This is a genomic window from Bacillus sp. FSL K6-2861, from assembly GCF_038630725.1.
GTDB lineage: Bacteria > Bacillota > Bacilli > Bacillales > Bacillaceae > Bacillus > Bacillus velezensis.
Genome location: NZ_CP152037.1, coordinates 762,134 through 775,679, shown reverse-complemented (window position 1 = coordinate 775,679; position 13,546 = coordinate 762,134). Strand labels below are relative to the sequence as shown.

General features: G+C 52.1%; 8 protein-coding genes and 1 pseudogene. 3 read left to right on the top strand and 6 right to left on the bottom strand.

Annotated elements, in window-relative coordinates; genetic code table 11:
• Window positions 1–728 precede the first annotated feature (728 nt).
• Complete coding sequence (locus NYE62_RS03805; protein WP_342497477.1) at window positions 729–6,710, top strand: DUF4573 domain-containing protein; 5,982 nt, start codon at window positions 729–731, stop codon at window positions 6,708–6,710.
• Here NYE62_RS03805 and NYE62_RS03800 read toward each other — a convergent pair.
• From NYE62_RS03800 to NYE62_RS03780, 5 genes and pseudogenes are all read right to left on the bottom strand, one after another.
• Window positions 6,668–7,048, bottom strand: a pseudogene (locus NYE62_RS03800) (NTTRR-F1 domain); the annotation flags it as partial. The gene NYE62_RS03805 and the pseudogene NYE62_RS03800 sit on opposite strands and share 43 nt — an antisense overlap.
• 114 nt (window positions 7,049–7,162) lie before the next feature.
• Complete coding sequence (locus tag NYE62_RS03795) at window positions 7,163–7,861, bottom strand: hypothetical protein (protein ID WP_095352315.1); 699 nt, start codon at window positions 7,859–7,861, stop codon at window positions 7,163–7,165.
• Between the two features lie 107 nt (window positions 7,862–7,968).
• The gene (locus NYE62_RS03790) at window positions 7,969–9,405 is read right to left on the bottom strand and encodes an anion permease (RefSeq protein WP_007408966.1); all 1,437 of its coding nucleotides are present in this window, start codon (window positions 9,403–9,405) and stop codon (window positions 7,969–7,971) included.
• A 124-nt stretch (window positions 9,406–9,529) separates the two neighbouring features.
• The gene (locus NYE62_RS03785; protein WP_095352316.1) at window positions 9,530–10,795 is read right to left on the bottom strand and encodes a pectate lyase; all 1,266 of its coding nucleotides are present in this window, start codon (window positions 10,793–10,795) and stop codon (window positions 9,530–9,532) included.
• A 163-nt stretch (window positions 10,796–10,958) separates the two neighbouring features.
• Window positions 10,959–11,306 carry a general stress protein gene (locus tag NYE62_RS03780; RefSeq protein WP_003155650.1) on the bottom strand — a complete coding sequence of 116 codons (348 nt, stop codon included), beginning with the start codon at window positions 11,304–11,306 and terminating at the stop codon, window positions 10,959–10,961.
• A gap of 190 nt (window positions 11,307–11,496) precedes the next feature.
• On the opposite strand from NYE62_RS03780, the gene NYE62_RS03775 reads away from it, so the two are divergent.
• Together NYE62_RS03775 and NYE62_RS03770 are read left to right on the top strand one after the other, a co-directional pair.
• Window positions 11,497–11,847 (top strand): DUF3212 family protein, encoded by a 351-nt coding sequence (locus tag NYE62_RS03775; protein ID WP_094032623.1) that lies wholly within the window; start codon window positions 11,497–11,499, stop codon window positions 11,845–11,847.
• Between the two features lie 127 nt (window positions 11,848–11,974).
• On the top strand, window positions 11,975–12,994 hold the full coding sequence (locus NYE62_RS03770; protein WP_144464597.1) for an NADP-dependent oxidoreductase: 1,020 nt from the start codon (window positions 11,975–11,977) through the stop codon (window positions 12,992–12,994).
• A gap of 52 nt (window positions 12,995–13,046) precedes the next feature.
• Here the strand turns inward: NYE62_RS03770 and NYE62_RS03765 are convergent, their stop codons facing one another.
• A complete protein-coding gene (locus NYE62_RS03765) occupies window positions 13,047–13,493 on the bottom strand; it encodes a GNAT family N-acetyltransferase (protein WP_241458050.1) in 447 nt (148 codons plus the stop codon).
• Window positions 13,494–13,546: the final 53 nt, after the last annotated feature.

Genomic DNA, 13,546 nt, shown 5'->3' with positions numbered 1-13,546 from the left:
TTGGGCAAATTTTCAAATGTTCGTTAAGGTTGCATCATGCAGCATTTACAGAAAAAAGACCTAACTGTGCATAAGTCAGGTCTTTCATCTTTAAAATATCAGACTGCTATTTTCATGAGGTTGTCGGGAAACTTATGCTGTTAAAATCGATATTGAGAGCAGTTGCTGTCGTTAAATTATTAGCAGTTGTGAAAATAACCCTGAGCTGGTAAGTGTTCGTTCCTGCGGTCGGCGCAGTATCCACTGTTGTATCAGCAATCGAAAAACTATCCGTAGCTGCGAGAGTACTGGTTCGCGACAGAGTTCTTGTATGAATTTGCACTGCTCCCCTATATAATCTCACTTCAAAAACAAAGTTTGAATTGGCTGCAGTTGTTAACGCGACACTGAGTGCATAATCCAGCTTTACATTCTGCAAAGCATTAACTGGGACTGCCAGCGTAGCAACGGGAACTTCTGTATTTAACGGCGGATAAACAGTGAGCGGCCCGTTGGTTCTTGTGAAGAGCAAGGTTGGTGTACTGCCTGTGGCGCCGGTTGGTCCGGTTGGGCCCGTTGCTCCTGTGGCTCCTGTTGACCCGGTTGCTCCTGTTACTCCGGTTGGGCCAGTTGCTCCGGTTGGCCCTGTTGCCCCGGTCGATCCTGTGGCGCCGGTGAGCCCGGTTGCTCCCGTTACTCCAGTTACTCCCGTGGCTCCTGTTACTCCCGTGGCTCCAGTCAAGCCGGTTATGCCTGTCGATCCGGTTGGGCCCGTTATTCCGGTTACTCCGGTCGATCCGGTTGAGCCTGTTGGCCCTGTTGCACCGGTTGGTCCGGTCGCTCCAGTTGAACCGGTCGCTCCGGTGGCTCCGGTGAGCCCGGTTGCTCCAGTTAGTCCTGTTACTCCAGTTATTCCCGTTACTCCAGTTGGACCAGTTGCTCCGGTTGAACCTGTTACACCTGTTGCGCCAGTCGCTCCGGTTATCCCCGTTGCCCCAGTCACTCCAGTTGCTCCTGTTGATCCCGTCACTCCTGTGGCTCCGGTTAGTCCTGTTACACCAGTTATTCCCGTTACACCAGTTGGACCAGTTGCTCCGGTTGAACCTGTTACCCCTGTTGCCCCAGTCACTCCAGTTGCTCCTGTTACTCCCGTTACTCCGGTGGCTCCAGTCACACCCGTTGAACCGGTTGGGCCTGTCGATCCCGTTGAACCGGTTTCTCCTGTTAAGCCGGTTGGGCCTGTCGCGCCTGTTATTCCAGTTAGCCCTGTTACTCCAGTTGCGCCTGTTGCGCCCGTTATTCCGGTCGCTCCGGTTGCACCTGTTATACCCGTTGCTCCAGTCACTCCAGTTGCTCCTGTTACTCCCGTGGCTCCAGTCACACCGGTTGGGCCCGTCGCGCCTGTTATTCCAGTTAGCCCTGTTACTCCAGTTGCGCCTGTTGCTCCTGTTATCCCCGTTGCTCCAGTCACACCCGTTGCTCCAGTTGCTCCGGTTTCTCCTGTTACACCTGTTGGGCCGGTTGAGCCCGTGGTTCCGGTTTCTCCGGTTGATCCTGTTGCGCCGGTTGCGCCGGTTTCTCCGGTTGAACCTGTTGCTCCCGTTGCTCCAGTTGGTCCTGTTACACCAGTTATTCCCGTTACTCCAGTTGGACCAGTTGCTCCGGTTGAACCTGTTACCCCTGTTGCGCCTGTCGCTCCGGTTGAACCTGTTACACCTGTTGGGCCAGTTTCTCCCATTGCACCGGTTATTCCTGTTGACCCTGTTACACCAGTCGCTCCGGTTTCTCCTGTTGACCCTGTTACACCGGTTGTTCCCGTTACTCCGGTTGGGCCGGTTTCTCCCGTTAAACCAGTCGGTCCGGTTGAACCAGTCACTCCCGTTGAACCTGTTGATCCTGTTGGACCCGTTACCCCAGTCACTCCTGTTGAGCCAGTTTCTCCGGTTGCGCCAGTAACTCCAGTTGAGCCGGTTATCCCCGTCGCCCCAGTCGCTCCGGTTATCCCCGTTGACCCTGTCGCTCCTGTTGAACCGGTTGCACCTGTTACTCCTGTTGGGCCGGTTTCTCCTGTTGAGCCAGTCGGTCCGGTTGAACCAATTGCTCCTGTCGCTCCAGTTGCACCTGTTAGCCCGGTTGAGCCCGTGACCCCAGTTGCTCCGGTTGCGCCAGTCGCTCCTGTTATCCCCGTTGACCCAGTCACTCCAGTTGCACCGGTTGAGCCCGTGACCCCAGTTGCTCCGGTTGCGCCAGTCGCTCCTGTTATCCCCGTTGACCCAGTCACTCCAGTTGCACCGGTTGAGCCTGTTGCTCCTGTTGAACCAGTTGCTCCAGGTGATCCCGTTGCACCTGTTACTCCAGTCGCCCCTGTTGGGCCAGTTGATCCCGTTACTCCGGTTGCGCCGGTTTCTCCAGTAGCTCCGGTATCCCCGGTCGAGCCAGTTGCTCCGGTTGAACCTGTTATCCCCGTTGACCCAGTCACACCAGTTGCACCTGTTGATCCGGTTGCTCCCGTTGAGCCCGTTGAGCCGGTTGGGCCTGTCGATCCAGTTACACCAGTTGGGCCGGTTTCTCCGGTTGAACCTGTTACTCCAGTTGATCCCGTTACACCAGTTACCCCCGTTACACCAGTTATCCCCGTTACACCAGTTATCCCCGTTACACCGGTTATCCCCGTTACACCAGTTATCCCCGTTACACCAGTTGGACCCGTTGCTCCGGTTGCGCCGGTTTCTCCCGTTACACCGGTTGGGCCGGTTGGGCCTGTCGATCCCGTTTCTCCGGTTTCTCCTGTCGCCCCGGTTACTCCGGTTGTTCCCGTGATTCCGGTTGTTCCCGTGATTCCGGTTGGGCCTGTTATTCCGGTTGGGCCTGTTATTCCTGTTGCTCCGGTTTCTCCTGTCGCCCCAGTCACACCCGTTGGACCGGTTGGCCCTGTTACTCCTGTTGGGCCGGTTGAACCGGTTGTGCCTGTCGATCCCGTTGGGCCTGTTATTCCGGTTGTACCGGTTGCGCCAGTCGCTCCAGTTGCACCGGTTTCTCCTGTTGAGCCAGTAACCCCTGTTGGGCCAGTCACACCTGTTGGGCCCGTCGCGCCTGTTATTCCAGTTAGCCCGGTTACACCAGTTGCGCCTGTTGCTCCGGTTGATCCCGTTATTCCGGTCGCTCCTGTTGCACCGGTTGAGCCTGTTGCTCCTGTTATCCCCGTTTCTCCAGTCACTCCAGTTGCTCCGGTTTCTCCTGTTACACCGGTTGGGCCGGTTGATCCTGTTGGACCCGTGATTCCGGTTGGGCCTGTTATTCCTGTTGCTCCGGTTTCTCCCGTTGCTCCGGTTGAGCCGGTTTCTCCTGTTGAGCCAGTTTCTCCAGTTGCACCTGTTGATCCCGTTACTCCGGTTTCTCCTGTCGATCCTGTTGCTCCTGTTATTCCGGTTGAGCCTGTTGATCCCGTTGGACCGGCCTCTCCCGTTGAACCTGTTGATCCTGTTGGACCCGTTACCCCAGTCACTCCTGTTGAGCCAGTTTCTCCGGTTGCGCCAGTAACTCCAGTTGAGCCGGTTATCCCCGTCGCCCCGGTTGCTCCTGTTGCTCCCGTGACCCCAATCGGGCCAGTCACACCAGTTTCTCCGGTTGAGCCTGTTGCTCCTGTCGCTCCAGTTGCACCTGTTATCCCGGTTGAGCCCGTGACCCCAGTTGCTCCGGTTGCGCCAGTCGCTCCTGTTATCCCCGTTGACCCAGTCACTCCAGTTGCACCGGTTGAGCCTGTTGCTCCTGTTGAACCAGTTGGGCCTGTTGCTCCAGGTGATCCCGTTGCACCTGTTACTCCAGTCGCCCCTGTTACTCCAGTTGAGCCCGTTGAGCCAATCGTGCCAGTTGCTCCGGTTGGGCCAGTTGATCCCGTTACACCAGTTATCCCCGTTACACCAGTTGGACCCGTTGCTCCGGTTGCGCCGGTTTCTCCCGTTACACCGGTTGGGCCGGTTGGGCCTGTCGATCCAGTTACACCAGTTGGGCCGGTTACTCCGGTTGAACCTGTTACTCCAGTTGATCCCGTTACACCAGTTATCCCCGTTACACCAGTTGGACCCGTTGCTCCGGTTGAGCCGGTTTCTCCCGTTACGCCGGTTGTGCCGGTTGAGCCTGTCGATCCCGTTGCTCCGGTTTCTCCTGTCGCCCCAGTCACACCCGTTGCTCCAGTCACACCCGTTGGACCGGTTGGCCCTGTTACTCCTGTTGGGCCGGTTGAACCGGTTGTGCCTGTCGATCCCGTTGGGCCTGTTATTCCGGTTGTACCGGTTGCGCCAGTCGCTCCAGTTGCACCGGTTGAGCCAGTTGGGCCTGTTGCACCTGTTGCTCCAGTTGCACCTGTTGATCCCGTTACTCCGGTTTCTCCTGTCGATCCTGTTGCTCCTGTTATTCCGGTTGAGCCTGTTGATCCCGTTGGACCGGCCTCTCCCGTTGGGCCGGTTGATCCGGTTACACCCGTTACCCCAGTCGCTCCTGTTGTTCCCGTTGCTCCGGTCGATCCGGTTGGGCCTGTTGCGCCGGTCGCTCCGGTTGAGCCCGTGGTTCCGGTTTCTCCTGTTGGCCCTGTTGCGCCGGTTGGACCTGTCGATCCTGTTGCACCGGTTGAGCCTGTTGGGCCTGTTGATCCCGTTACTCCTGTTGGGCCGGTTTCTCCGATTGAACCTGTTGCTCCGGTTGGACCGGTCTCTCCCGTCGGGCCGATTTCTCCAGTTACACCCGTTGCCCCTGTTGGGCCTGTTGATCCCGTGGTTCCGGTTTCTCCTGTTGGCCCTGTTGCGCCGGTTGGGCCAGTTTCTCCCGTTGCACCGGTTACACCTGTTGAGCCCGTTACACCAGTTGGACCCGTTACTCCGGTTGAGCCGGTTTCTCCCGTTGAGCCAGTTGAGCCAGTCGCGCCGGTTGAACCTGTTACTCCTGTGGATCCCGTTACTCCTGCTGGGCCGGTTTCTCCCGTTGCCCCAGTTACTCCTGTTGGGCCAGTTACTCCCGTTACTCCGGTTACTCCTCTTGCTCCCGTTGCTCCGGTCGATCCGGTTGGGCCTGTTATTCCTGTTGCTCCGGTTTCTCCGGTCGCCCCAGTTACTCCCGTTGCTCCAGTCACACCCGTTGCACCGGTTGGGCCTGTTACTCCTGTTACTCCAGTTGATCCCGTTGCGCCAGTCGCTCCGGTTGAACCGGTTACACCAGTTGCGCCTGTTGAGCCGGTTGCTCCAGTTACCCCCGTTGATCCTGTTGAGCCCGTTGCACCAGTCGTTCCGGTTACTCCGGTTCCACCTGTTGCGCCTGTTGAGCCGGTTATTCCAGTTATACCAGTTGATCCCGTTGGACCTGTTTCCCCAGTTACACCTGTTGGGCCGGTTGGGCCGGTTTCTCCAGTTATACCTGTCGCCCCAGTTTCCCCTGTTATTCCGGTTGTACCTGTCACTCCCGTTGGTCCAGTCTCCCCCGTTGGACCGGTCGAGCCTGTTATTCCGGTCGCTCCTGTTGTTCCCGTTCTCCCGGTTACACCCGTGACCCCAGTCGATCCTGTCGATCCCGTTACTCCTGCTGGGCCGGTTACTCCCGTCGCACCGGTTTCTCCTGTTGCTCCAGTCACTCCGGTTGAGCCAGTAGCTCCGGTATCCCCGGTCGAGCCTGTTACTCCGGTTGCCCCAGTCACTCCAGTTGCACCTGTTGATCCCGTTACTCCGGTTTCTCCTGTCGATCCTGTTGCTCCTGTTATTCCGGTTGAGCCTGTTGATCCCGTTGGACCGGCCTCTCCCGTTGGGCCGGTTGATCCGGTTACACCCGTTACCCCAGTCGCTCCTGTTATCCCCGTCGCACCGGTTTCTCCTGTTACACCCGTTGGACCTGTTCCCCCGGTTGCGCCTGTTTCTCCAGTTAATCCCGTCGCACCAGTTGAGCCGGTTGCGCCTGTCGGTCCGGTTGTTCCCGTTCCCCCGGTTACACCCGTTACCCCAGTCGCTCCTGTCGATCCAGTTGGACCCGTTACTCCGGTGGGGCCTGTTGATCCCGTTGCGCCTGTTATTCCTGTTGACCCGCTTACTCCGTTTGGACCAGTTACACCAGTCGCTCCTGTTGGACCGGTCAAGCCGGTTGGGCCCGTTGCACCAGTTACTCCTGTCGCTCCTCTTACTCCAGTTACTCCGGTTGAGCCCGTAGTTCCGGTTGCTCCCGTTGCACCAGTTACTCCGGTCGCTCCTCTTGCTCCAGTTACTCCGGTTGAGCCAGTGGTTCCGGTTGCTCCTCTTGCTCCAGTTACACCAGTCGAGCCGGTAGCTCCAGTTACTCCCGTCGTCCCTGTTACTCCTGTCGGACCAGTCACTCCGGTTGGGCCGGTTACACCCGTTGATCCTGTCGACCCGATTGAGCCGGTTACTCCTGTGGGACCTGTTACTCCAGTTGCCCCTGTTACTCCGGTTGATCCAGTCATTCCAGTCGACCCAGTCGCTCCTCTTGCTCCAGTCACTCCGGTTGAGCCCGTAGTTCCGGTTGCTCCCGTTGCACCAGTTACTCCTGTCGCTCCTCTTGCTCCGGTCACTCCTGTGGGGCCCGTCACTCCTGTGGGACCTGTAATTCCCGTTACGCCAGGTTCACCCCCGGTTTGCGCCAATGAAACATCGTCTATTAAAACCGTTCCGGAAGAAACTTTACTTACTACAATGACGGCAAAGGCCGCGCCAGAAGGCACAGTACTTGTTTTATAGATTTCAGACCATGTGTGAAAGAGAACGTTCGGCAAATTTCCGGGTGTAATATTTTCTTGAATGGAACTGATTTGTTCACCTGCTGCGCTGACATAGATGATCTGGAGAGTGACTTGGGGACTTGGCTCATTTCCGAGCGTTGCGAGTGATACGAATAGAGTCACTGACTTGGCTGAAATTGGAACGATTTGACTGAGGTAAGCATATGGCTGAGCTCCAATAAATTGCGCAGAATATCTCCCTGAATGTGCAAACAAACTGTTAATCTGGGTATTTGCCGAACTCCACCCCGCTAATGTGCCGGTTTCAAAGCTTCCGTTTATAATCGGATTATTCATTCAATCTTTTTCCCTCTCCTTCCCGTTGTTGACCGTCTTACTTATTAAGACAGCATATTAATACGGGCTGTGTTTTGACAATCTAAATAAAAAAGGTGATTTCTTTTCATCACCTTAATCCGATCCTTGAATGGGGAATCCCGTCGCAATGAGGGAGCGGTTTGCCGCTGCGACTTGTGTTACGTAATTCGAAGAAAGGACGGATAAATAGAGCTGATACGCGGCTGTTTCATCCGCCTTCATTTCGTCGATGTACGTAAAAGGAATTCCTATGATTTGCCCGCCTGAAGAAAAGAGGTTCCGCTCTTGTCTCTGTGTTTGTATCGATACGCCATTTCTTTGCAGCTCGAGAGCTAAGACCAATGAGAAATGAGACGCGAGCGGATCTAATTCCACATTTACTTGTATGACGGCATCCGTTTTCACCAATTGATCTGTCGGCGCGGCTATCACTGCGCTTAACACGTTTATCGGTGTTCCTTCTAACGGAATCATCATCTGGTCTGCTGTATTTTGAAAAGCTACCGCAGGAACCGCTCCCGGCGGCCCCTCAGGCCCCGGGGGACCGGGCGGACCCGCCTCCCCTTGCGGACCGCGGGAGCCGGCGGGTCCTCTTTTACCTTCGGGACCTCGCAGCCCGGGTACGCACAAGGCAGATCGATTTTCATCTGAAGACGGAAACCGTTTTTCCGTCCCTGTTTCCGGTCTTTCATGTTCACATGGTAATTGTTCATACCGGCGTTTCATATGTCTGCTCATATATTTGTAAGGTTTCTGTTTCAATATCATGTATTGATTACGGCCGCTGCTCATATTATCACCCCGGCCATATTCTATTCGCACTGGAGTCATCATGTGCAGGCCCTTCCCCTTCCTTACAGAAATAAAAAAAAGGCAGACCTGAGTCTGCCTTTTTTCTTCTACCATAACCCTAATACTTTCCACCATAATCCGCCGATCACAAGCCATGTCACAATATGGACGATTGACAGGATAAAGCCGATGGACCACCATTTGCTTTGCGATATATAGCCCGCTCCGAAAAAGACCGGAGCCGCTCCTGAGCCGTAATGCGTCGTCGAACCGAAAAGGTTGCTGAAAAACGCCAGGCTGAGCGCCGCCAACAGCGGCGGAGCGCCTGCCGCCACGATGACGGCGAGAAATGCCGCATACATGGCGCTGATATGCGCGGTTGCGCTCGCAAAGAAGTAATGCGTGTAATAATACACGACAATCAGAATCATAAATGCCACAATCCATGAAAAACCGGAAACAGAAGATTTCATCATATTGCTGAACCAAGACACCATGCCGAGCTCATTCAGGAAATTCGCCAGCATCACAAGCGCCGCGAACCAAGTCAGCGTATCCCATGCACCTTGTTCCTTTTTGATGTCCTCCCATGTTAATACCTGTGACAAAAGCAAAACGGATAATCCGATCAGGGCCGTCGTCGTTGCGTCAATATTTAAGCTTCCTCCGAAAATCCACAGCGCAAGCACCAATAAAAAGACAATGACCATGGAGAGTTCGGATTTTTTAAACGGACCCATTTCTTTCAATTTTTCCGTTGCGATTTTAGCCGCATCCGGTGTTTCTTTAATTTCCGGCGGATACAGCTTATAAATGACGAGCGGCGTAATGATTAAGCTCGCCAATCCCGGTACAATGGCTGCGATTGCCCAGCTTGTCCATGTGATGTCCACCCCTGCGACATCGTGGGCCAGCTTGGCGATCAGCGGGTTCGCCGCCATTGCCGTCAAAAACATCGCAGACGTAATCAAGTTTCCTTGAAAACCGGTTTTTAATAAGAAAGCGCCGATTTTCCGCTCTGTTCCGTCTGCCGGCGTTGATCCGAAAGTTTCGGATAATGATCTGATAATAGGAAAAATAATGCCGCCCGCCCGTGCCGTGTTGCTCGGAATGGCAGGTGATAAAATTAAATCACTGAAAAGCAGTGAATAAGAAAGGCCGAGTGTTTTCTTCCCGAACCGTTGTACGAATACGTAAGAAATCCTGGCGCCGAGCCCGGTTTTGATGAAACCCCGGGAAATAAAAAAGGCGATGACAATCAGCCAGATTGTCTTGTTTCCAAATCCGCTTAACGTATTTTCAATAGATAGCGTTCCCGTTAACGCGGTGACTGCCAATGCAAAAATTGCAATTGCGCCCATTGGCAAGGGCTTGGAGATAAAGCCGATAATTGTTGCGACAAAAATAGCGAACAAATGCCATGCTTTAGGTTCAAGTCCGGACGGCGCGGGAATAAACCAAATGATTAATCCCACAGCAACAGTAATAAGCAAAGGAATGATTTTTACTGCCTGCTGTTTTTTTGCGTCTTTTTCTGAAGCCATTACAGGTCTCCTCCTATTTTGTTGTCTTCCATCCCCTATCCCATTTTACTACTTAACTAAGTTAATAAACGTTTTTGTTAATTAAAAAACACAAAGGAATATTTTCCTTTGTGTTTCTTGTTTCTTATTTTAATATGCCCGACCCGGATTTAGATATAACATCTGATTTTACATTTGATGATGAGCCGATGGAAACGTGCAATGACGGTGTCCAGCCGACGGACTGACTTAATCCGTTGGCGGCTGACGCGTTAATTGAGGCGCCGTTTAAAAGAGTGCCGTCTTCATGAAGCGCTTTTCCGCCGCTGAAGACGCTGATGACTTTATCAGCAGCCAGCCCCGGCACTTCAAAGACATTATTCTGGGCATATATTTTTGACGCATGTCCTGCGCCCCACGCATAGCTGAACGGGTATGCGGCGCTTTTAGAGCCTGCGTAAAAATTATTATAAATATGAACCTGCCCGTACCGGACCCGCGGTGCGCGCTGGACGATGTTCTGGTAATAGTTATGGTGAATGGTCACCTTCAGTTTTCCTTCATCCGACGTCTTGCTGTCGCTGTTTCCGATGACGGAGCCTTTGTCATGGTCATGATATTTATTATAGGACAATGTAATATAATTCGCCCCGTTGGCTATATCCGTCTGGCCGTCATGGTGCTGATATTTTCTCCCGTAATAGTAGGGAAAACCGCTGTCGGGATTCGATCCGTCATTAAAGGTGCAATGATCGATCCAGATGTGCGTCGCGCCGTTAATGGTGATATTGTCATATTCCGAGTTCCAGTTGCCGCTGCTGCCGTCCGTCGGGTCCCATTGCGGAAAATAGTCGTAAGCGTCTTGAAATTCAATGTTGCGGATGATGACATTGTCGATGCCGTTCTTTATATTAAAACTTCCGCCTGTCACTTTGGCATTTGAACCCGAGCCGATGATCGTCGTATTTGAAGGAATGTCAACCACGACCCGTGCCTTCTGGTTTTTTTGCGATCGCTGTCTAGCGTCTTCCTGGGTGCCTGACGGCGCTTTTTTTCCCCATTTGTCCGGGTCGTACGCCTTCAGATAGGCGTTGAGATCATATGCCGGATCTTTATAATCATGAAAGCCGAGCGTTTTATTGCGGTCGTCCGTATTCATATTGATTGTGCCTTGTATGTAAATAATCTTCGGCGTGCTGTTGGCGCTTCCCCCTAATGCAGAAACGAGCTGCTGTCTGTTTGATACGGTGTATACATTCGATGAAGAGGCTTTCGCGCCGCCGGTTGTCCCGCCGGAAGCGGCTCCCCAGCCGTCATTTGTTCCTAACGTCTGCCGTCCCAGATCAGCGGCATAGACGTCCGCAGGGATCATACACAAACAAATCGCCAGCATAAATAACAATTTTTCCATGAATTGTGCTCCTCCTGATTCTTTGTTCCAATTTATTACAATTGAATTGTATCAAATCAGTTGAGAAACAGCACCGAAAATGTACAGAATGCGCCTTTCGGTTTTATTGCGGAAACCGCAAAAAAATCCCAAGGGACCGAAAACCCCTTGGGATCTGTTCAGCTTACGCCCATGATTTCACTTTTTCGTTATCCGTGACAAACAGAAGAACTTTTCCTTCATCTAAGCGCTTTTCAAATTGTGATGCTTCCTCTTCTGAAAAGCCGATTTCGTGAATTTTGTTGCGGAGCTCGTCGCCTTTTTTATTAAACATATTGCCGACTGCGTGTTTAATGCCCGTTTCTTTCGCTCCGATGGTATTGACATCAGTATTATCGGCCAGGCGGTCCGTTCTGTCGTCATCATGAGAAAGCACATATACATCTTCTTTTGCGACACCCAGCTGCTGAAGCTCTTTTACGTCCTGCATCAGTTTTTGATCATTTGTATATTCTCTTACTACCGGTTTCATTGATAAGTCCTCCCTTTTGTTTTGTATATTGGATGTTTACCCGCTCAATCAAGGATCAAACAAAAGAAGGAGAGTTCCGTGAAAAATCGGGCAGATTGTCGGTGGATATTTTCTGGCGGGACATGTTACAGTAGGGAAAGCTACTTCTATCAGAAAAATAAAAATCTTCATGAGCCGATCAAGCAGGGAGGTGGTTCCTATCCATTACTTTTCACCGGAACAGCGATTTAACGCTTGGGTTGTCAGTGATTTAGTGAAGCAGGTATTCCGCCGGCAAACCCGCTGCCCGGATGGAATAAAAGAGCTTACGGCCTTTGCTGAAGATACTTTTCATATTAATATCGATTTCGTTTTCTCTATGATTATCAATATCGGTGATATCGAATCCGTTCTGCCGACAGAAATTGAAAATAAGCTGGGTTCTTACCTGACCGCGCTTCAGCCCGTGATTACCGCTGACATGCTTCATTCTTCAAAAACGAATGCCTATGAATATTTGGAACATGAGAAAAACACCGATGTGTACCGGTTATTCTATTAAATATGCATATAAGGAAAGAAGGGCCCTGGCCCTTCTTTTTTTATGGCCGCTGACGGTTTGATTTTGTAATCGGGAAATGGTTCGTGTTACATTTGGAACAACCACTTATCTTGAAGGAGGATTCAGTATGCCGAATCATCAGCAGCAAATTCAATTGGCAAGACGCCCCAAAGGCGTTCCCGCCCATGACGATTTCCGCTTTGAAACGATTGCCGTGCCCGAACCGAAAGACGGCGAAGTGCTTGTGAAAACAAGTTATGTGTCCGTTGATCCGTACATGCGCGGACGGATGCAGGATACAAAATCATATGTAGAGCCGTTCGCTTTAGATGAAGCCATAACAGGCGGAGTGATTGCCGAGGTTCTGACAGACGGCGATAAGCTGAAAAAAGGAGATGTTGTGATCGGAAATCTCGCATGGCAGGAATATTCAGCCGTCAATGAGTCCGCCCTCCGCAAGTTGGATACGGATATCGCACCCGCCCAGGCGTATCTCGGCATTTTAGGGATGACCGGACTGACCGCTTACTTCGGGCTGCTCGATATCGGCCGTCCGAAAAAAGGCGAAACCGTCGTCGTTTCAGGCGCGGCGGGCGCCGTCGGCTCAACAGTCGGACAGATTGCCAAAATCAAAGGCGCGCGGGTTGTCGGCATCGCCGGATCTGATGAAAAAATCGCGTATTTGAAAGAGGAGCTTCAATTTGATGAAGCCATTAATTACAAAACGGCGGATGATATTCAAAAAGCGCTGGAACAGGCATGTCCTGACGGCGTCGATGTCTATTTTGACAATGTCGGCGGACCGATTTCAGATGCGGTGATAAACCTGCTGAATGAATTCGCCCGCATTCCGGTATGCGGAGCGATCTCATCGTACAATACCGAAAGTGAAGAAGAAAACATGGGCCCCCGCGTCCAGCCGAAGCTGATCAAAACAAAAGCGCTGATGCAGGGATTCATCGTCAGTGATTATGCTGACCGCTTTTCCGAAGGTGCGAAACAATTGGCCGAATGGCTTAAGGACGGAAAGCTTCATTATGAAGAAACGATTACGGAAGGATTCAGCCATATTCCTGACGCGTTCCTCGGCCTGTTTAAAGGAGAAAACAAAGGCAAACAGATCATCAAAGTCAGTGATCTAAGTTAACATGATGATAAAAAAAAGGAGGGCTTTGTCCCCTCCTTTTCTTTTTTTCGGATCAGCCGCGAAGAATCAAAGTAAGAAAGCCGTCTTCATCCGGCTCCGTATCTTCCAAAGTGAATCCCGCTGCTTGAAAGCAGGCTAAACTGATTTGATTGTCTTTTTCGATGTTTGCCGCCCATTCCCGCACGCTGGTAAACCCTGGGTCAGTCAGCAGTTTTTGCAAGATCTGTTTTCCGTACCCTTGAAGCTGGTACAAAGGATTGACGATCAATCCGATATACGCCCGCTCCTCCACAAACTCCATAGAGACCATGCCTGCCGGACACTCCCCGTCATATGCCATAATGACAGTATCGTCTTCATCTTTATTCAATCGTGCATACCACGCGTCTAATGGCAGCATCGCATCCATTCTCCGTCTGATATTATCGTTCTTAAACCAGTGTTCAAGTATTTTCAGCTCACGTTCCTTCAATATTTGAAATCTGTCTATTGAAACCATCTTCCCGCCCCCGCCTGAACCTTTTCTATTATTTTACAACAAAAAAAACGAAG

Bases quoted from the DNA above. Each gene is read 5' to 3' on its own strand.
- NYE62_RS03790 (WP_007408966.1), bottom strand. From the start codon at position 9,405: ATGGCTTCAGAAAAAGACGCAAAAAAACAGCAGGCAGTAAAAATCATT.
- NYE62_RS03780 (WP_003155650.1), bottom strand. From the start codon at position 11,306: ATGAAACCGGTAGTAAGAGAATATACAAATGATCAAAAACTGATGCAG.
- NYE62_RS03770 (WP_144464597.1), top strand. From the start codon at position 11,975: ATGCCGAATCATCAGCAGCAAATTCAATTGGCAAGACGCCCCAAAGGC.
- NYE62_RS03765 (WP_241458050.1), bottom strand. From the start codon at position 13,493: ATGGTTTCAATAGACAGATTTCAAATATTGAAGGAACGTGAGCTGAAA.
- NYE62_RS03795 (WP_095352315.1), bottom strand. From the start codon at position 7,861: ATGAGCAGCGGCCGTAATCAATACATGATATTGAAACAGAAACCTTAC.
- NYE62_RS03805 (WP_342497477.1), top strand. From the start codon at position 729: ATGCCTGTCGATCCGGTTGGGCCCGTTATTCCGGTTACTCCGGTCGAT.
- NYE62_RS03785 (WP_095352316.1), bottom strand. From the start codon at position 10,795: ATGGAAAAATTGTTATTTATGCTGGCGATTTGTTTGTGTATGATCCCT.